General features: G+C 61.6%; 14 protein-coding genes. 9 read left to right on the top strand and 5 right to left on the bottom strand.

The features are described from left to right. Positions 1 to 251 precede the first annotated feature (251 nt). On the top strand, positions 252 to 2,666 hold the full coding sequence (locus ACMTA2_RS26470; RefSeq protein ID WP_413792445.1) for a glucose/quinate/shikimate family membrane-bound PQQ-dependent dehydrogenase: 2,415 nt from the start codon (positions 252 to 254) through the stop codon (positions 2,664 to 2,666). 288 nt (positions 2,667 to 2,954) lie between these two features. Here the strand turns inward: ACMTA2_RS26470 and purT are convergent, their stop codons facing one another. The 4 genes from purT to ACMTA2_RS26450 all read right to left on the bottom strand — a co-directional run bounded on the left by purT (position 2,955) and on the right by ACMTA2_RS26450 (position 6,303). Beyond that, entirely contained in the window at positions 2,955 to 4,136 is a 1,182-nt protein-coding gene (gene purT, locus ACMTA2_RS26465; RefSeq protein ID WP_413792444.1) for a formate-dependent phosphoribosylglycinamide formyltransferase, read from the bottom strand. 91 nt (positions 4,137 to 4,227) lie between these two features. After that, entirely contained in the window at positions 4,228 to 4,695 is a 468-nt protein-coding gene (locus ACMTA2_RS26460; RefSeq protein WP_413792443.1) for a preQ0 transporter, read from the bottom strand. A gap of 251 nt (positions 4,696 to 4,946) precedes the next feature. Then, entirely contained in the window at positions 4,947 to 5,732 is a 786-nt protein-coding gene (locus ACMTA2_RS26455; protein WP_413792442.1) for a siderophore-interacting protein, read from the bottom strand. Then, on the bottom strand, positions 5,725 to 6,303 hold the full coding sequence (locus tag ACMTA2_RS26450; protein WP_413792441.1) for a PadR family transcriptional regulator: 579 nt from the start codon (positions 6,301 to 6,303) through the stop codon (positions 5,725 to 5,727). The genes ACMTA2_RS26455 and ACMTA2_RS26450 overlap by 8 nt, the downstream gene beginning before the upstream one ends. A 421-nt stretch (positions 6,304 to 6,724) precedes the next feature. Between ACMTA2_RS26450 and ACMTA2_RS26445 the strand changes: the two genes are divergently transcribed. From ACMTA2_RS26445 to ACMTA2_RS26410, 8 genes are all read left to right on the top strand, one after another. Next, positions 6,725 to 7,210 (top strand): CS1 type fimbrial major subunit, encoded by a 486-nt coding sequence (locus ACMTA2_RS26445; protein WP_413792440.1) that lies wholly within the window; start codon positions 6,725 to 6,727, stop codon positions 7,208 to 7,210. A 121-nt stretch (positions 7,211 to 7,331) separates the two neighbouring features. Beyond that, on the top strand, positions 7,332 to 9,866 hold the full coding sequence (locus ACMTA2_RS26440) for a CS1-pili formation C-terminal domain-containing protein (protein ID WP_413792439.1): 2,535 nt from the start codon (positions 7,332 to 7,334) through the stop codon (positions 9,864 to 9,866). 147 nt (positions 9,867 to 10,013) lie between these two features. After that, complete coding sequence (locus ACMTA2_RS26435) at positions 10,014 to 11,270, top strand: hypothetical protein (protein ID WP_413792438.1); 1,257 nt, start codon at positions 10,014 to 10,016, stop codon at positions 11,268 to 11,270. 42 nt (positions 11,271 to 11,312) lie between these two features. Next, positions 11,313 to 12,557, top strand: a complete 1,245-nt coding sequence (locus ACMTA2_RS26430) for a hypothetical protein (protein WP_413792437.1) — start codon at positions 11,313 to 11,315, stop codon at positions 12,555 to 12,557. Between the two features lie 58 nt (positions 12,558 to 12,615). Next, positions 12,616 to 13,359 carry a molecular chaperone gene (locus ACMTA2_RS26425; RefSeq protein WP_413795726.1) on the top strand — a complete coding sequence of 248 codons (744 nt, stop codon included), beginning with the start codon at positions 12,616 to 12,618 and terminating at the stop codon, positions 13,357 to 13,359. A 45-nt stretch (positions 13,360 to 13,404) separates the two neighbouring features. After that, the gene (locus ACMTA2_RS26420; RefSeq protein WP_413792436.1) at positions 13,405 to 13,887 is read left to right on the top strand and encodes a CS1 type fimbrial major subunit; all 483 of its coding nucleotides are present in this window, start codon (positions 13,405 to 13,407) and stop codon (positions 13,885 to 13,887) included. 200 nt (positions 13,888 to 14,087) lie between these two features. After that, entirely contained in the window at positions 14,088 to 14,582 is a 495-nt protein-coding gene (locus tag ACMTA2_RS26415; protein WP_413792435.1) for a CS1 type fimbrial major subunit, read from the top strand. Between the two features lie 38 nt (positions 14,583 to 14,620). Continuing rightward, on the top strand, positions 14,621 to 15,115 hold the full coding sequence (locus ACMTA2_RS26410; RefSeq protein ID WP_413792434.1) for a CS1 type fimbrial major subunit: 495 nt from the start codon (positions 14,621 to 14,623) through the stop codon (positions 15,113 to 15,115). Positions 15,116 to 15,300: 185 nt separating this feature from the next. Here ACMTA2_RS26410 and ACMTA2_RS26405 read toward each other — a convergent pair whose 3' ends face one another. Beyond that, entirely contained in the window at positions 15,301 to 18,408 is a 3,108-nt protein-coding gene (locus ACMTA2_RS26405; protein WP_413792433.1) for a transglycosylase domain-containing protein, read from the bottom strand. Positions 18,409 to 18,529: the final 121 nt, after the last annotated feature.

The raw sequence follows: 18,529 nt of genomic DNA, 5'->3' as shown, positions 1-18,529 counted from the left end.
GAATGCTCGATGTCCTGCCCCTGAAAGACAGCGCTGTCTCGGCGAGCTCCTGTGGGAGCGAGCTTGCTCGCGATAACAATTGCACATTCAACATTGAAGCCGACTGACACGCCGCCATCGCGAGCAAGCTCGCTCCCACAGGGATCGCGGCAGCCAATTTGCCTTTTTCAACTGAACCATGCCCCCTCAAGATCGTCATCTACAGTGACTACTTGCGCGGGACTCCTTAAAACATCACGGAGAATCACACTATGAGCACTGAGGGTGCTTTGGGTCGAAGCCGTCTGCTACCGAGCCTGCTCGGCATTCTGCTTCTACTGATGGGCCTGGCCCTGCTAGCCGGGGGAGTCAAGCTAAGCACGCTTGGCGGCTCGCTGTATTACCTGCTGGCCGGTATCGGCCTGGCGCTGACCGGCGTGCTGCTGATCATGGCCCGTCGCGCGGCCTTGGGCCTGTACGCACTGGTGCTGTTCGCCAGCACGGTGTGGGCACTGTGGGAAGTGGGCCTGGACTGGTGGCAACTGGTGCCGCGCCTGGCAATGCTGTTTGCCCTGGGCATCGTCATGTTGCTGCCGTGGTTCCGCCGCCCGCTGCTGACCACCGATGCTTCGACCCTGGGTACCCGCGCATTGGGCGCCGCCGTGGTCATCGCCGGTGTTGCCGCCCTTGCCAGCCAGTTTACCAACCCGGGTGAAATCAAGGGCCAACTGGACCGGGACGCCGTACCGGGCATGACCAACACTGCACCGGCCATGCCGGACGGCGACTGGAACTCCTACGGGCGCAGCGCCCATGGCGACCGTTATTCGCCATTGGCGCAGATCACTCCCGAGAACGTCGGCAAGCTGAAGCAAGCCTGGACCTATCGCACGGGCGACCTGCCAGGGCCGAACGACCCAGGTGAAACCACCGCCGAAAACACCCCGCTGAAGGTCAACGGCATGCTTTACGTGTGCACGCCCCACAGCCAGGTGATTGCCCTGGAGCCTGAGACCGGCAAGGAAATCTGGCGTTTCGATCCCAAGCTTTCCACGCAAAAAGCGGAAAACTTCAAGGGATGGGCCCACATGACCTGCCGTGGCGTGACCTACCACGATGACGCCGTGTACGCTTCCGCCGAACAGAGCCCGACCGGCACCGCCAGCACTACGCCGGCCAGTACCGTGTGCCCACGACGGATTTTCCTGCCCACCGCCGACACTCGCCTGATCGCCCTCAACGCCGACACTGGCAAGATGTGCGAAGACTTCGGCGACAAGGGCCAGGTCGACCTGACCGCCAACATCGGCGGTTTCACCGCGGGGGGTTACTACTCCACGTCGCCTCCGGCGGTCACCCAGAACCTGGTGGTGATCGGCGGCCACGTCACCGACAACGTCTCCACCGACGAACCAAGCGGTGTCATCCGCGCCTACGACGTGCACACCGGCAAGCTGGTGTGGAACTGGGACAGTGGCAACCCCGACGACACCACGCCGATTGCCGAGGGCAAGACGTACACCCGCAACTCGCCGAACATGTGGTCCATGTTCAGCGTCGATGAAAAACTCGGCATGCTCTACCTGCCGATGGGCAACCAGACCCCTGACCAGTTCGGTGGCTTCCGGACCCCGGAATCGGAAAAATACGCTGCCGGCCTGACCGCCCTGGACATCGCCACCGGCAAGGTGCGCTGGTACTTCCAGTTCACCCACCACGATCTGTGGGACATGGACGTCGGCGGTCAACCGACCCTGATGGACCTGAAGACCGCCGATGGCGTGAAACCCGCTGTCCTGGCGTCGACCAAGCAGGGCAGCATCTACGTGCTGGACCGCAGCAATGGTCAGCCGATCGTGCCGATCAAGGAAATCCCGGTGCCGCAGGGCGCGGTGGAGGGCGACTTCACTTCGCCGACCCAACCGATGTCCGACCTGAACTTCGTGCCGCCGGTCCTCAAGGAAAGCGACATGTGGGGCGTGACCCCGTTCGATCAGATGCTGTGCCGGATCGACTTCAAGTCGCTGCGTTATGACGGCATGTTCACCCCGCCGTCGCTGCAAGGCTCGATCGTCTACCCGGGCAACTTCGGCGTGTTCGATTGGGGCGGCATTTCGGTGGACCCGGTGCGCCAGATCGCTTTCGTCAACCCGAGCTACATGGCGTTCAAGTCGAAGCTGGTGCCAGCGGCTGAAGTGGCCGGTGGTCCGGGTCGCAAGAGCGAAACCGAAGGCGTGCAGCCGAACAAAGGTGCACCGTATGGCGTGATCCTCGAAGCGCTGCTTTCGCCCATGGGCCTGCCTTGCCAGGCGCCTGCGTGGGGTTATGTCGCGGCGGTGGACCTGACCAACAACAAGACCCTGTGGAAGCACAAGAACGGTACCGTGCGCGACAGCTCTCCGGTACCGATCCCGCTGAGCATGGGCGTCCCGAGCCTGGGCGGCACCTTCACCACCGCCAGTGGCCTGGCGTTCCTGAGCGGCACCCTCGACCAGTACCTGCGTGCCTACGACGTGAAGAACGGCAAGCAACTGTGGGAAGGTCGCTTGCCTGCCGGAGCCCAGACCACGCCGATGACCTATACCGGCAAGGACGGCAAGCAATACGTGCTGGTCGTTGCGGGTGGTCATGGTTCCCTGGGCACCCAGCAGGGTGACTATGTGATCGCCTACAAGCTGCCGGATTAAGCAAAACCGGCGCCCATGAAAAAGGCGACACCCTTGCGGGTGTCGCCTTTTTTTGTGCCGATTTTACTCAGGTTGAGGCTGCCCCCGGCTTTTGTGGCGAGGGGATTTATCCCCGCTGGGCTGCGAAGCAGCCCCCAAAGCAGTCACCTCAATCTTTCTGATCCACCGAGTTGTCAGGCTTTAGGGCTGCTTCGCAGCCCAGCGGGGATAAATCCCCTCGCCACAGATAAATCTCCTCGCCACAGATAAATTCCCTCACCACAGGGGACTGTATTCCTCCCCCAGGCTTTACAACTCGATCTTGACGGCCTGGGAAGCCCGGGTCGCCTTGGCGCGGGCGGCTTCGATGGACTCATCGCGGGCCAGGGCCACGCCCAGGCGGCGTTGGCCGTTGACTTCCGGTTTGCCGAACAGGCGCAGGGCGGTGTCCGGTTCGCTCAGGGCAGCGCCCAGGTTGGCGAAAGCGGTCTGGGTCGACTGGCCTTCCACCAGGATCACCGACGACGCCGACGGGCCGAACTGGCGGATCAGTGGGATCGGCAGGCCGAGAATGGCGCGGGCGTGCAACGCGAACTGCGACAGGTCCTGGGAAATCAGGGTCACCAGGCCGGTGTCATGCGGGCGTGGCGAGACTTCGCTGAACCATACCTGGTCCCCCTTGATGAACAGCTCGACGCCAAACAGGCCGCGACCACCCAGGGCCTCGGTCACCGCCTTGGCGACGCGCTCGGACTCGGCCAGGGCCGCCGGGCTCATGGCCTGGGGTTGCCAGGATTCCTGGTAGTCGCCTTTTTCCTGACGGTGGCCGACCGGTGCGCAGAAGGTGGTGCCGCCCACATGACGCACGGTGAGCAAGGTGATTTCGTAGTCGAAATCGATGAACCCTTCGATGATCACCCGGCCCTTGCCGGCGCGGCCGCCTTCTTGGGCGTAATCCCAGGCTTGTTGCACATCGTCGGCGCTGCGCAGCAGGCTCTGGCCCTTGCCCGAGGAACTCATCACCGGCTTGACCACGCACGGGAACCCCAGGGTCTGGACGGCCTTGCGGTAGTCTTCCACGGTGTCAGCGAAGAAGTATGGCGAGGTCGGCAGACCCAATTCTTCGGCAGCCAGGCGACGAATGCCTTCGCGGTTCATGGTCAACTGCGCGGCACGGGCGGTGGGGATCACGGTGAAGCCTTCGTTTTCCAGTTCCACCAGGGTGGCGGTGGCGATGGCTTCGATTTCCGGCACGATGAAATGCGGCTTCTCGGCCTCGATCACTGCACGCAGGGCGGCGCCGTCTAGCATGTTGATCACATGACTGCGGTGGGCCACTTGCATGGCCGGCGCGTTGGCGTAGCGGTCCACGGCAATCACTTCGACGCCCAGGCGCTGCAGTTCGATTACCACTTCCTTGCCCAGCTCACCGCTGCCACACAACAAAACGCGGGTCGCGGTGGGCGACAATGGGGTTCCGATACGGGTCATCTGAAGGTCCTCAAACAGGAGCGGATCATCGGGGGCGCGCGCCGGGCGAGCTTCCCATGGGGAGAAAGCGCGGCATTTTACATGAACCGCGTCAGCCGGCGACGGCCTGTTTGCGCAGGCGCCAGGCCATGATCAGCCAGACGGCGGTCACGCCGGCGAATTTCGAGAGCAGGGCAGTGGTCACCACCGCGGGCGTCAGGGCGTCGATCAAACCGAAGAAAATGAAGGTGTCCAGGGGAATGCTCAGGGCCGAACTGATCCACAATCGGTCATGGAGCGGGCGCTTGGTGATCGTGAACACCAGCCAGTCGATGCACTCGGACACCGCGAACGCCGTGGCGCTGGCCAGTGCGATGGTCGGGTCCGAGGTGATATAGGACAACACCAGCGCCACCAGCATCGCGGCGATGGCGCCATGACCGAAGCGGGTCTGCACCATGTCGCGCAGGATAAACACCAGCCCACCCCAGGCCGACCAGATGATGTCCAAGTGCGGTGCGGCGGAAAACGCGAAGTTGATCAGCACGACGCTGCAGATGTAGGCAAGCAGGAAAAGCATGGGTGTACCCGGTTCAGCAACTATTCGAAGGCGAATGATAGACCTGTGGCGAAGAGATTTATCTGTGGCCAGAGGATTTATCTGTGGTGAGGGATTTATCTGTGGCGAGGGGATTTATCCCCGTTGGCCGCGAAGCGGCCCATCAACTGGACCCAATCCGCCTGATACACCGGGTTGGCTGGCTTTAGGGCCGCTTCGCAGCCCAGCGGGGATAAATCCCCTCGCCACAGAGACCGGAGCGCTCTGCGGGGTTACTCCTCGTCGCTATCATCCGCCTTCCAGTAACCGACGGTTTTCACATAATCCGGGTCCAGGCCTTTCTCCTCCAGCAACACCTTGCGAATCCGCCGCGACACTTTGCTTTCGGTGGCGACCCAGGCGTACAGCTTGCCAGCGGGGACTTCCAGTTGCTTCACCGTGGTCACCAGGTTGTCCTGGCGGCCTTCGCGCAGGACCCAGATCGTGTGCACTTGCGCCGGGCTTTGCAGCACTTGCTGCTCGGCGCCGTTTTCCACTTCAACCACCACCAGGGCCCGCCGGTTGGGGGCCAGGCCTTCGAGACGGCGGGCGATGGCGGGCAGGGCGGTTTCATCGCCGACCAGCAGGTAGCTGTCGAAGATGTCCGGCACGATCATCGAGCCCCGGGGCCCGGCAATGTTGAGGTATTGCCCTGTCGCCGCCTGGGCCGCCCAAGTCGCGGCAGGGCCGTCGCCGTGGAGCACGAAATCGATGTCCAGCTCCAGGGTGTCCAAGTCGTAGCGGCGCGGGGTGTAGTCACGCATCTCGGGCATCGGGCCCTGGGCCTTGCCCGCGCTGGGGCTGAAGTTTTCCAGGGCGGCCTGTTCCTCGGCGTTCTGCGGGAACAGCAGTTTCACATGGTCATCCGTGCCCAGGCTGGCGAACCCCGCCAGCTCCGGTCCGCCGACCGTGATGCGGCGCATGCGCGGGGTCAGGTCCACCACCCGCAGCACTTGCAGGCGACGACGCTTGATCTCGTGGTTGACGCGATGAATGGTGGTTGGATCGACTTCAGTCATGGCTTGACTCCGAAACAGGTGGACGGTCGGGGCCGTCGATGATGGCTTTGGCGGTCTCGTTGAGCAGGTCGCGTATCCGCAGGATTTCTTCCGGGTTCCAGCGCGGCTGGTGCATCTGTAGCGCGCGACGCAGGTTGACCACCGCTTCGTGGATTTCAGCCGGCCGCCCTTGCTCGCGCAGGACGCGCTTGCTGGCTTCGATGCGCCCCCGCACACCGTCCAGCGCCTCGGCCTGGTCTCGAAGGAATAGACGTCCGACGTCGGTGGCGCTGTAACACTTTTTTCCACCTTCGGCGTCGCGCACGACCATCTTACCCATTTCGAGCTGGATCAGGGTCGGGTAGATCACGCCGGGGCTCGGCGTGTAGGCCCCGTCGAACATCGACTCGATCTGGCGAATCAGCTCGTAGCCGTGGCAAGGCTTTTCGGCGATCAGGGCCAGCAACAGCAATTTCAGCTCGCCGGCGGCGAACACCCGTGGGCCGCGCCTGCGTTCACGGCCGGGTGGGCGCCGTTCGAAGCCATCGTGATGACCTTGTTCACGAGTGGAAGGAAAGTAGGGGACTGTCATCTGTCTGCTCTCTGTTCTGCATAAATAGAACCGAGATATATCGTTGACCTTAGATATATCTTTGCCTATAGATATATCTTGTCTCGGCGATATATCTTAGTTGTGTCCTGCACCAAGTAAGATAAGACATTACCTGAATCCCCCTATGTTTGCGGGATGAATCAAAAGTATCTGTGGGGCTTTTTCCCAGTGCCTCTTGGGAGTGTGGGAAGTCTCTTACATTAAAAGTTACGTTTTATCGAAAATCGCGTCTTTTTCGCTCTTTCGCGTGCGCGATTTACTACATGTCTCTGCGAACTTTCCTGCTTATTTTTAATTAAAGAACGACGATCATGCAGCGGCGTTGAGGGGGCACGCCAACCTGTATCGGGCCTGCCACTTCAACCTTTCTCTCTTTATTGCTATGAACAGGTGTTAACCCATGCTCATGAAAATCGTAACCGCCGCTTCCTTGACTGCAGCGGCCCTGACTTCTTCTCTGGCGTTTGCAGCCGACGATGCACGTTCGGCCATCCACATCACGGCGAACATCCCGACCGAGCAGTTCCATGTGCAACCACGCGACGGGAACTGGGGTAAGGACGAAACCATGACCTACAACACGGTCAGCGGCACCCTGACATCGCTGCGCCAGACCTATGACGTGAAGAACACCCAGGGTTCGGTCAATGCCTACATCGAAGGCGGCCCGGCTTCGCTGTACAACGGCAGCGATGCCATCGCCCTGACCACCTCCTTCAATGGCGTCACCCTGACCGCCCTGTCCCAGGAAGTGGTCGACGACGCCACCTCCACTCCAGGCACCCAGGCTGAGATGACCATCACTGCCGCCAAGCCGCTCTCCACCCAGAACGGCCTGTACACCGCCGACATGACCGTCATCTTCGACGCCGTGCCGCGCCCGTAAGGCCCTCGCTGCCCGGTGACGCCTACCTCGTCCCAGGGCAGCAGCAGGCCGACCGGTTCTCCCCAGCCGGTCGGCCCCCCCTGAAACGCCCCGAAAGCTCGCTGATTATGAGAATCCGTTGATGTTTCCGATGACACCCATCGCGGGTGCGCTCGCGCTGTTGTTGTGCGCCAGTGCATTGGCCGCGCCGACTGCCCCCGGTACGACACCGACCAGCCTGCTGTCCCAGGCCAAGGGCCTGCCGGCGGAATTTGAAGCCCATTTCTTCGATGTGCCATTGGCGGTTCGTATCGAGCTCAATCAACAATATCTGGGTGAAGCCATGGTGGTCTTGACGCGGGATGATCGCATTACCCTGCTGGAGTTCACCGACACCCACGACAGCACGATCAAGGCCGTGGAGCGGGACCAATGGGAGCAGACACTCAAGCAAGGGCAATTGCTGGGCGCCTGTGAAAAGAACTGCACCGCCGGGCTGCTGGCCGTGCACTACAGCCTTGAAAACTCGCTGGTGTCGATCCTCACGCGCGACGTCGAACGCGGCACCGAAACCCAGCGTTATCACGATCAGCCCCAGGGTGGCAGCTTCGGCCTGATCTTCAACAATCAACTCAATCTCAACGGTGGCCAGGAACAGGACACCGGTGGCCGTTATGGCCTCAACGCCAGTTCCAGCGTCGGCAACTGGAGCCAGTCCCTGGACCTGCAGCTCTCGCGCCTGGGCGGGCCGGACGACAAGCTCTACCACGCCGTCCATGAACTGTTCACCCAACGTGAACTGGAAGGGCATTTTTTTCGCCTGGGCTATTTCACCCCCAGCTCCGATGGCCTGAACCGTCAGATCCGCTCGTTCGGTGCCAACCCGGACACCGCGTTGGGCGTGATGTACGGCAGTTCCGACAGCCTGGTGATCGAAAACCCCAAGCCCAGCGTCTACCCCATTTACGTCACCGCCAGCCGCCAGGCGTCGGTGGAGATTTATCGCAACGGCCTGCTGATCAACAGCCAGGCCGTCAGCGCCGGCTTGCAGAGCCTGGACACCCGCCCATTGCCCGGCGGCATCTATGAAGTGGAAGTACGGCTGATCGAGGACGGGCAAACCACCGCCACCAGCCAGGAACTGGTCTACAAGCCGAACAATTGGAGCAGTACCGAGGAGCGCTGGCGCTACAACCTGTTCGCCGGCCGCGAAACCCGGCTCTGGAGCAACTGGGAAGACCAGCCCTCGGGGTTCAGGACCGCGGGGGTTGGCGTCAACTACCTGCTACACCCACGGGTGATCGTCGGCGGCTCCACGCGCCAGGTGCAGGATAAGCTGCAGGTCGGCACGTCGGTGGACTGGACACTGGCCACCCATACCAACCTGTACGCCAACGTCTACCACACCGAACAATACGGCAACGGGATGGACGTGCAGGCGCTGTACAGCTACGGCCAGGGCAGCGTCGTCGCCAGCCACAACCGCAGTTGGCTGGATACTCGCAACACTTACGAAACGCTGCCGGACGGCACCCGCATTCGCCAGCGCAACGTGTTCGTCGGCCAGACCAGCAACTCGTCGCTGTCGGTCAGCCATCGCCTGAGCAACAAGACGTCCCTCAACGGCCGGTTGGCCTACAGCGAAGGCAACGTTCAGGGCACCGGCCTGGACCTGGGCTGGACCCAGCGCGGCAAGCTGCGCGGCAGCGATGCCAACTGGCGCGTGTCGGTGTTCGACCGTCCTGGCACGTCGAGCACCAACGACCAGCGCAATCGCGGCGTGGACCTGAGCGTCAGCGTCGCCTTGGGCGGGCCGGGTGAATACTGGTCGGGCAGCGTCGGCACCCGCACCTCCCGCGAAGGCGATCGGGACAACAACGCGTCGCTGACCTATCGCCGGGACCTTGAGGATCACGTGCTGCAAAACGTCTCCGCCACGGCGCTGGCCGACACCTATGGCGTGGGCCTGTCCGGCATCGCCAGTTTCAGCACCGAATCGCTCTACGGCGACGGTTTCCTGCAGCGCTCTTCTTATAACGACAACCTCACCGGCGGCCTGAACCTGAGCAGCACGGTGGCCATCGGCGGCCAGAAAGCCACCTTCACCGGCGTACCCCAGGGCCGTGGCGCGGGGATGATCGTCGATGTGGAAACCGACCTGGACGACATCATCCTGCGCGCCGACGACCTGACCGGCGGCTCCACCACTTTGCACCCGGGCCGCAACTTCGTGCCGATAACCGCCTACCGCAACAGCATGGTGGCCTTCGACTTCGAGGGCGTGCACCCACCGGCGGCGAGCATCGAGCCGGCCCGCACCCGCTACCACCTGAACAAGGGCGGTGTGGACTATCGCAAGATCAGCGTGATGAAAACCGTGACGGTACTCGGCCGACTGCTGGACGAACAGGGCGAACCGCTCAGGGGGCATCACGTGATCAACCACGCCAGCCGCGGCGTCAGCGAGGCGGACGGATTCTTCTCCATGGAAATGAATGCCGCCTCGCCGACCCTGGAGGTGCGCTATGGCAACGAGCTGTTCTGCCGCTTCCGCCTCGATCCGGACAATGCCAGCAACGAAGGCGATGTGCTGATGATCGGCGACCTGCGCTGCACGCCGGACAGCCTGGCTGACAGTTCGCTGGCCGCGGCTGACCCGGCGAAGCAGCGCTCATGAGGCTGTGGGAGCAAAGCTTGCTCGCGACGAACGATAAGGCCATTCACCTGAAGAGTGGGGGCGCCTGCATCGCGGGCAAGCCTTGCTCCCACGGTGTAGTTTTCCCCCAACTTGCAGGGATTCGCTTTGATGTATGAGGTTGTATAGATGAAACGTTTACCGGTGGCAGTGCGCTGCCTGATTTCGGTGATGATGCTTGCCTGCGCGCCGGTGGCGACTGCCATGAGCCGGGACATTACTGCGATATTCAGGCCCGATGCCTCGAAGCCAAACCTGAATCAGTTCACCAACACCACTCCGGTCACTGGTTACTGCACATTTTATCCGGCGGATTGCGCAGCCTCTAAAATATTCAGCATTCAGTTGCCTATCCGCTTCGATTCGGCCGGTCCTATCCAGGCGAATCATACCGACTACCGGCAAGGGGCGACGTTCAAGGTGCCCGCTGATTGGCGTACCGCACAAGTAACTCATGCAGGTACGGGTGAAATCGAAACTATTGAAGTGCGCTTTTCAGGAATCGGCTCGAGATACCGACTTCCAATGAATGTGCTTGATCTGATAGGTAACCCGAACATTGATCTTACACTGGCACATAACCGGTTATGGGGTGGGTATGGGAATAGTTGGGTGAACCCTCCCTCACCTTGCGGATATACCGGTCATGGGGGGTTGAACGCGACTACTTACCGGTTTTTCTGGAAAACCCGGGTCGAAGCTGCGTGCTCCAAAAAGGCCAGTTTTTTGATCCCCAGCTTTACCTACGACTATCTGGACTTTGCCTACGAATTGCGCACCCCGAATCCCCTGAAAATGTCGAGTGGCCTGTACACGGGCTCTTTGACCTACAGCATCGGGCCGGGCCAGGATCTGGACATGGGCGATATCATGATCCCCTCCGATCCGATACTTACCTTCGATTTCAAGCTGACTGTCGAGCACACCCTCAAGGTCGAAGTCCCCCCCGGCGGTAATCGCGTGGAACTGGTGCCCCAGGAAGGCTGGCAGTCCTGGCTCAACAGTGGACGCAAGCCAACGCGCCTGTTCCGTGACCAGCGCTTTCATATCTCCGCCTCTTCGCGTTTCAAGATGGCAATCGAGTGCCAGTACATCAGCGGCAACACCTGTGGGATGTCCGAAACCGACACCGGGCACACCGTACCGGTGGACGTCAGCGTGACCCTGCCCGATGGCTTGACGGACGGTGCCGGACTGCCGGCCAACCGCCGCCGGTTGCTGCGCGACGGCAGCGGCACCGAGTTGTTCCAGCCCAGCTTATACGTCGACCGCAGGCCTGCGATGCTGCATTTCGAAGTAGGCCGCAGCAGCGTCGAAGCGATGCTCGACACGGGCGCCACGCGCTACACCGGCGATGTCACGGTGATCTGGGATTCGGAAGTTTAAAGGGCACGGATTGGCCTGCCTGAGGCGAAAGGACGGTGAGTGATGAAAGGTCTACCAATAGCAGTGCGTAGCATGGTTTCGGTGATGGTGTTGGCCGGCGCATCGGAAGCCCATGGTGTGAGCAAGGAGATCACCGCCGTCTTCAGGCCCGATCCCTCGAAACCCAACGAGAATACCTTTCGCAATACCACGCCGGTCTCGGGTTATTGCGCCTTTTACCCGGCCGACTGTGAAAGGGAAAACACGTCCAGCCTGCAGTGGAACATCAACTCGTATTCCAACGCGCCCATCCAGGCCAATCATGCGGATCTGCGGCAAGGGGCGATATTCAATGTGCCTGCCAGTTGGCGTCTGGCCCAGGTCACCCATACCGGCACGGGCGAGACTGAAATCGTCCAGGTGCGCATCGCCGGCATTGGCTCGATGTACTTCCTGCCGGTCAGCGTGATTGATCTGGTCGGAGGGGGCGTGGACATGGGGACCGCTCATGCGATGTTGTGGGGGACCACCTGGAAGTACGCCCCCGCACCTTGTCTATCCAGCAGTCAATCGAGTTTGAACGACCGCTCCTACTCCTTCTTCTGGAAAACACCGGTCGAAGGCAACTGTGCCAAAAGGGCCCGTTACCTGATTCCGGGCATGGAATACACCTCCATGAACTTCGCCTACGAACTGCGCACCCCCAACCCACTGAAGATGTCGTCCGGCCAATACACCGGCTCCCTGGTCTACAGCGTCGGCCCGGGGCAGGACTTCGACTTCGGTGACGTGATGATCCCCAACGAATCGGTGATCACCCTCAATTTCAAGCTCGACGTCGAGCACAACCTCAAGGTGGAGGTGCCTCCCGGCGGCAACCGGGTGGAACTGGTGCCCCAGGAAGGCTGGCAAGCCTGGCTGAACAGCGGACGCAAACCGACGCGGCTGTTTCGCGACCAGCGCTTCCACATCTCGACTTCCTCGCGTTTCAAGATGGGACTCGAATGCCAATACATCAGCGGCAATACCTGCGCGATCACTGAATCCGGCACCGGTCATGCCGTGCCGGTGGATGTGCGCGTGAGCCTGCCCGAAGGTTTGGCAGACGCTGGCGGCCAACCGGTCGAGCGGCGTCCGTTGTTGCGCGATGGCAGCGGGACCGAGCTGTTCCAGCCAAGTGTTTACGTTGATCGTCGGTCCGGGATGCTGCACTTCGAGGTCGCCCAGGGCAGCGTTGAAGAGATGTTGGATACCGGCGCCAAGGCTTACTCCGGCAGTGTCACGGTGATCTGGGATTCGGAAGTCTGAGTGGCCTGCCGGCCAAATTTTTTGTGAGTTGCGTTTAATGCATGAGGTCAAGCAAGTGATGAAACAGCTATGGGCATGGGTTGGGTTTTTCCTGTTTTGCGGCGTGGCCCAGGCCGGGCCGCAGATCGGTGTCGGGGTGGTCTACGACTACCTGGACGGCAACAAGACCACCTACATGAAACGGGTGTTCAACGGCGGGACGTCAACGGCCTTCGTTAAGGTGAACATCCTGGAAATCATCTACAACGAGGACGGCACCTACAGTGAGGTGCCCCTGCAGAACCAGACCAGTGCCCAGGCCAGGGATGGTCTGATGGCCAGCCCGGCGCGTCTGATCGTGCCAGCCAACGGTGTGCAGGGTACGCGGTTGCTGTTCATGGGCAACCGCGACAAGGAGCGTTACTTCCGCGTGCGTTTCGTGCCGGTGGTGCCGGAAGCGGAAGATGAATTCGCCGTCAGCGCCGAGGAGCGCGAAGCCTACAAGAAAGAGCGCGTGGCGGCCGGGGTCAAGGTATTGGCCGGGTACGGCACGGTGTTCTTCGTGCGGCCCAAGGACACCCGCTTCGACACCGTGATCGATGACAGCGCCACCCGCTACCAGTTGCGCAACAACGGCAACAGCGTGGTGGTCATCGACGAGTTCAAGGACTGCGAGGCGAAGAAAGAGAACGAATGTCGCCCGACCACCAAGCATCACGTCATGAAGGGCCGCACGTTCGCGTTCGACAAGGAGGCGGGACGTGAATACCGCTTCACCCTGATCGAAGGCAGCAAGACCCAGAACGTCGAGATCAAGGGCTGACGGCGACCGTCGCCGAATCGTCGTTGACGCAAGAGGTAAATCAAAATGATCAAGACACGGCTACGCCCCCTCGCATTGACCGCCCTGGTCATGCCCTGGTCGTCGACCTGGGGGGCTGTCGAGCGGGAGACGTTCGAACTCTACGTGACCATCCCGACGGCCGACTTCTATGTGTTGCCCCTCGACCCGCAACTGGTCCAGCGAGAACAGCGGCTGCCGTTCAGCACCATCACCTCGGACCTGCGCCCGTTGCGGGCCACGTACGAGGTGAAGAACAGCAACGGTTCCATTGGCGCGCGCCTCGGGGAGGAGGCCTATCTGTCCAATGGCCGCGACCGCATCGACTTGCGCGTGCGCTTCAACGGCGTCGAACTGACCCTGGATTCCGCCCAGGTGGTCTCGGCCACCGAAGCCCGTCCGGGCCGGCAGGTGCCCCTGGAAATCGCCGCCGTCAAGCCCGATGACGACTACAAGCCAGGCGACTACTACGGCACGGTGCACATGGTGTTCGACGCCACGGCGCCGTAGGAAGGGCCGGTATAGAGGCCCCCCAACTTCTGTGGCGAGCGAGCTTGCACCCGCCGGGTGGCGAAGCCGCCCCTGTTTTTTCTGGTCTTGCCAGGAGGGCGGCTGCTGCGCAGTCGAGCGGGAGCACGTTCCCTCGCCACGGGTTAGCAGTGAAGGCATGGACGCTTCTTTAAACATAACGATGAAAAAAGGTAGCAAGCATGTTGAAGACATTTGTAGCCGTCATGACCTTGGGTGTCGTGACGATGAGTCCGTCGCTGGCGTTCGGAGCCGATGATGCGCGCTCAGCCATTCATATCAAGACGAACATCCCCACCCAGCAGTTCCATGTCCAGCCACGGGATCCGGAGTTCGGCAAGCACGAGGTCATGCATTACGACCCCTTGAACGACGACCTGGGCATCTTGCGCCAGATCTTCGATGTGAAGAACACCGAAGGGTCGATCAACGCCTACATTGAGAGCGGTGCGGCGTTCCTGTCCAACGGCAATACCAGAATCCCGTTGAGGGTCCGGTTCAACAAAGTCCGTCTGGATGGCTTGCCTCGGGAGGTCGTGGACGATGCGTCCTCCACGCCTGGTACCCAGGTCGAGATGACGATCCGTGCCGATGCCATGCCGGTCCAGCGCCGCCCGGGCTTCTATACCGGCGACTTCACCGTGATCTATGACGCGGTACCGCGGATCTCTTCCTGACCCCTCCCTGTTCTCCAACCGCTAAAAAGGTATTTGGCATGTTCAATAAGAAGGTAGTTGCAATGGTTCTGGGCGCCCTTGCCCTGAGTGTCTCACCGGCATACGCGGCGGATGATGCTCGCTCGTCGATTCACATCACGGCGAATATTCCGACCCAACAGTTCCATGTGCAGCCCCGCGATCCCGAATTCGGCAAGAACGAGGTCATGCACTACGACCCTGTGACGAGTCAATTCAGTACGGTACGCCAGACCTTCGATGTGAAAAACACCGACGGTTCGGTGCATGCATATCTCCCGGCTGGCCAGCCTGCGCTGACCAACGGCAGCAGCGCCATTCCGTTGCTGATCCGGTTCAACAACGTCACCCTGACCGCCTCGCCCCAAGAGGTGGTGGATGACCCAACGTCTACGCCGGGTACCCAGGCAGACATGGTCATCAGGGCTTCGGCCCTGCCTCTGCCCGGCCAGACAGGTTTATTCAACGCCGACTTCACCGTGATTTTCGACGCGGTGCCTCGGGTCAATCCCTGATCTCCCTGATCTGGGGCAACCCCTGACTTTGTGGCGAGGGGATTTATCCCCGCTGGGCTGCGCAACAGCCCTGAAAGCCGACACCACGGTGGCTCAGGTTGATGGCGTGCTTTTTGAGGGCTGCTGCGCAGCCCAACGGGGATAAATCCCCTCGCCACAGGGGCCTTGCACCCCATTACCGTGACTCATTGGCGTGCCACCAACGGCTTGCACTGGGTATGACTGCCCGGCTGCAAGTACGGCGAAAGGAACGGTGCCATGCCCTTGAGCACCTGCACCGGCAAGGCCGAGGTGAACTTGAAGTTCTGTGCCGACGCCCCCGGGACGTAGGCGGTGAGGGTGCCGAAATGGCTGTCGCCGATGTAGAACACGAAGGTGGCGGTACGGTTGATCGATTTGGAACTGATCACCCGTCCACCGGAACCCACCGCTTCGATGCGGTTGTCGCCGGTGCCGGTCTTGCCACCCATCGCCAATGGCGTCCCGTCGGCCAGCTTGAAACTGCCGGCCACGCGTTTCGCGGTGCCGGCATCCACCACCTGGGATAGCGCACCGCGCAGGGCCTGGGCGACTTCCACCGGCATCACGCGCTTGCCGCTCTCCGGGTCGTTGACCAGTCGCGTTTCGTAGGGCGTATTGACGGCAAAGTCCAGACTGTCGACGCGCAATGCCGGTTGCCGGATGCCATCGTTGAGAATGGCACCCACCAGGACCGCCAGCGCGGCGGGGCGGTCGCCGGAGCTGCCGATGGCGGTGGCCAGCGACGGCACCAGGTGGTCGAACGGATAGCCGACCTGCTGCCAGCGCTGGTGGATATCCAGGAACGCTTCGATCTCCAGCATGGTGCGGATGCGACTGTCACGGGCGCTCTTGTGCCGGCTCTTGAACAGCCAGCTGTAGACTTCCTGGCGCTCGAACTCGCTGGCCTTGACGATCTGGCTGAACTTGGCGTCGGGGTTGTTCAACAGGTAGCCCATCAACCACAAGTCCAATGGGTGGACCTTGGCGATGAAGCCCTGGTCCGGCAGGTCATAGGCGCCGGGACCATAGCTTTGGTAGAGCCGTTCGAGACGTTCGTCAGTGAGTTTTTCGGCGCTCTTGACCGACTTCAAATGCGCGCGCACGAAGCGGTTGAAGTTCTCCTGGCTGTCGTTGGGAAAGAAATAGCGGTGCACGGCGGCCAAGCGGATCGCGGTGGGGCGCATGCCGTCGAGGAACGTTTCGAGGCGCTGGCCGGTGTCCTTTTTCTGGTATTTCTTCCAGAACCTGAGCAGGAACGAAGTGCCTTCGCGGTCGGCGAACTGGGCCAGGTATTCCTGGCGGCGCGGGTCCTTGTCGTCCTTGAGCAGTTCGGAGCTGTTGTTGGAGCCGGCATAGGTGGCGTAGCGCACCAGGTCGCGCATCAGGCGGATGAACGGCAGGTTGATGGATTCTCGCAACGCATCGCGCAACGTGGGCAGGCGACCGTCGTCCTCCCTGCGGAAGTTGTGGAAGGTGTGCAGCCCGCCACCGGTAAAGAACGCCTCGCCGGGACTGGCTGAGTACTTTCGGTCCAGCGCGGCTTCGAGCATCTTCGGCAGGCTGCGGTCGGTGTTTTCAATCAAGTAGTCCAGCGCCCAGCGGGACAGGCGATCCTGCTCGGCGATCTCGGTTTTCTTCAACGCTGCCGGGGTCTGCTGGGCATAACGCTCGTGCAGTTCGGCGATGATCTGGAGGTAGGTGGTGAGCACGCGCAACTTGGCGGTGGAGCCCAGTTCCAGCTTGCTGCCTTCGTTGATGTCGAAGGGTTGGTCGGTGCTGTCGGTCTGCACCCGCACACGCGAGCCATCGGGGGTCAGCTCCATCAGGGTAAAGCTGTAGCGCACCTGGGTGGTGCTGGTGGGGGTCAGCAGGCGTTCGCCCATCAGGCCGATTTCGGTCGCGAAGGCCGGGTCGGCCAAACGCTTGAGATAGTCGGTGGCCTGGGCCTGCAAGTCGCTTTGCAAGGTGCTGGTGGCGGAGAGATCGAGACGATCGAGGTCGTACAGCGGGCGGTTGAGCAGGGCGGCGAGGCGGCTACGGGCGGCGCTGATGCCCTTGTTGGTTTCGATGGGCTGGACGGTCGGGTCCTGGACCCAATCGCGATAACTGACCTTGCTCGCCAGGGCGGCTTCGGCCAACGCCGCGTCGATCACGCCGTTTTGCCTCAACAACCGGATGTGGCTGTCGGTCAGGTTTGCCAGTTCATCGCGACCCTTGGTCAAGTAATGGGAAGGGCGGCGCTGGGCGATCATCAACGACAATATTTCTCGCAGGGCCAGGCCTTTTTCCGCCAGGCTCCGGGGATCGGTCGCCGTGCTGGCCAAGCGTTCATTGGCCCGCGTGAAGTCGGCGCCATACCAGACCCGCAAGCCTTCGGCCATGCCGTGGACTTCACCATGCCCCGGCACGGCGGAGAGCGGTACGCTGTTGAGGTAGTCGCGAATGATCCGCTGCCGCGCCTCGAGGGTTTGCGGGCCGGCCTGGTAAGCGCGCACGCTGGCGGAAATCATCTGGCGGATTTTCTCCGCGCCGGACACGGTCAGGCCCTCAGGCGAGTGACGGTACTTCTCCAGTTGTGTCGCCAATGTGCTGCCCCCGGCGGACTGGCCCGGCAGGCTCAACAGCTTGGCGACTTGCGACCAGGCCGCCATGCCGAAGCGCGGCCAGTCCACCGCCGGGTTGGCCAAGGGTTGTTTGGGGTCGAGCAGGAAACGGTTCTCGATGAACAACAGACTCTGCACCACCACGGGTGGGATCGCTTCGAAGTTCGCATAGAGCTGCTGGGGGTACTTGAACTGATAGACCGGCGCGGCGCGGCAATCGGTGATGGTCAACCCGGCCTGGATCTTTTCCGCATAGGGTACGAACAGGCCCTTTTCGACGTAGTCCATCAAGGCTGGCGAAAAGCGCGTCTGGGCCTGGATCACATAGTCGCGCTTGAGCAGGCGCGGCAGGAATTCTCCCAGCGCGCTGTAGCCCAGGCGCCGGTCGAACGGGCCGGCGCCGGGGTAGACGATGGCATCGCTGGGCCCAGGTTGTACCGAATAAGAAAGGGACGCGGCGTACTTGCTGATTTCCCGGGCCTGAAACCGCGACGTGCGTATTTCCTTGGCCACCGCCAGGCCGACCACCACCACGATGATCAGCAACAACAACCAGAACGCCCGCCAGCCATGCCGTATACGGGGCTTTTTTTGGGATGAAGGCGCTTCTTCCATACGTTCAGTCGGGACCACAGGTTTGTTCGAATCGGTTTGCCATAAAGCGCCCATAGTCGACTGATCCAATTAAGCAGATTGATCGGACTTGCTTGAAGCTTAGACGGTGGTTGGCGTGGGGGGAGGGGAAATTGTGGGCGTGCTGGCGCCATGAAGCCCGGGATGAACTCTGTGG

Origin of the sequence: Pseudomonas medicaginis, assembly GCF_965119365.1 — a bacterium.
In the GTDB taxonomy this organism is placed as follows: domain Bacteria; phylum Pseudomonadota; class Gammaproteobacteria; order Pseudomonadales; family Pseudomonadaceae; genus Aquipseudomonas.
Note: the sequence above shows the minus strand (reverse complement) of the source record. Positions and strands in the feature narration are given on the sequence as shown.

Coding starts and splice junctions, on each gene's coding strand:
- ACMTA2_RS26470 (WP_413792445.1), top strand. CDS start 252: ATGAGCACTGAGGGTGCTTTGGGTCGAAGCCGTCTGCTACCGAGCCTG.
- purT (WP_413792444.1), bottom strand. CDS start 4,136: ATGACCCGTATCGGAACCCCATTGTCGCCCACCGCGACCCGCGTTTTG.
- ACMTA2_RS26460 (WP_413792443.1), bottom strand. CDS start 4,695: ATGCTTTTCCTGCTTGCCTACATCTGCAGCGTCGTGCTGATCAACTTC.
- ACMTA2_RS26455 (WP_413792442.1), bottom strand. CDS start 5,732: ATGACTGAAGTCGATCCAACCACCATTCATCGCGTCAACCACGAGATC.
- ACMTA2_RS26450 (WP_413792441.1), bottom strand. CDS start 6,303: ATGACAGTCCCCTACTTTCCTTCCACTCGTGAACAAGGTCATCACGAT.
- ACMTA2_RS26445 (WP_413792440.1), top strand. CDS start 6,725: ATGCTCATGAAAATCGTAACCGCCGCTTCCTTGACTGCAGCGGCCCTG.
- ACMTA2_RS26440 (WP_413792439.1), top strand. CDS start 7,332: ATGTTTCCGATGACACCCATCGCGGGTGCGCTCGCGCTGTTGTTGTGC.
- ACMTA2_RS26435 (WP_413792438.1), top strand. CDS start 10,014: ATGAAACGTTTACCGGTGGCAGTGCGCTGCCTGATTTCGGTGATGATG.
- ACMTA2_RS26430 (WP_413792437.1), top strand. CDS start 11,313: ATGAAAGGTCTACCAATAGCAGTGCGTAGCATGGTTTCGGTGATGGTG.
- ACMTA2_RS26425 (WP_413795726.1), top strand. CDS start 12,616: ATGAAACAGCTATGGGCATGGGTTGGGTTTTTCCTGTTTTGCGGCGTG.
- ACMTA2_RS26420 (WP_413792436.1), top strand. CDS start 13,405: ATGATCAAGACACGGCTACGCCCCCTCGCATTGACCGCCCTGGTCATG.
- ACMTA2_RS26415 (WP_413792435.1), top strand. CDS start 14,088: ATGTTGAAGACATTTGTAGCCGTCATGACCTTGGGTGTCGTGACGATG.
- ACMTA2_RS26410 (WP_413792434.1), top strand. CDS start 14,621: ATGTTCAATAAGAAGGTAGTTGCAATGGTTCTGGGCGCCCTTGCCCTG.
- ACMTA2_RS26405 (WP_413792433.1), bottom strand. CDS start 18,408: ATGGGCGCTTTATGGCAAACCGATTCGAACAAACCTGTGGTCCCGACT.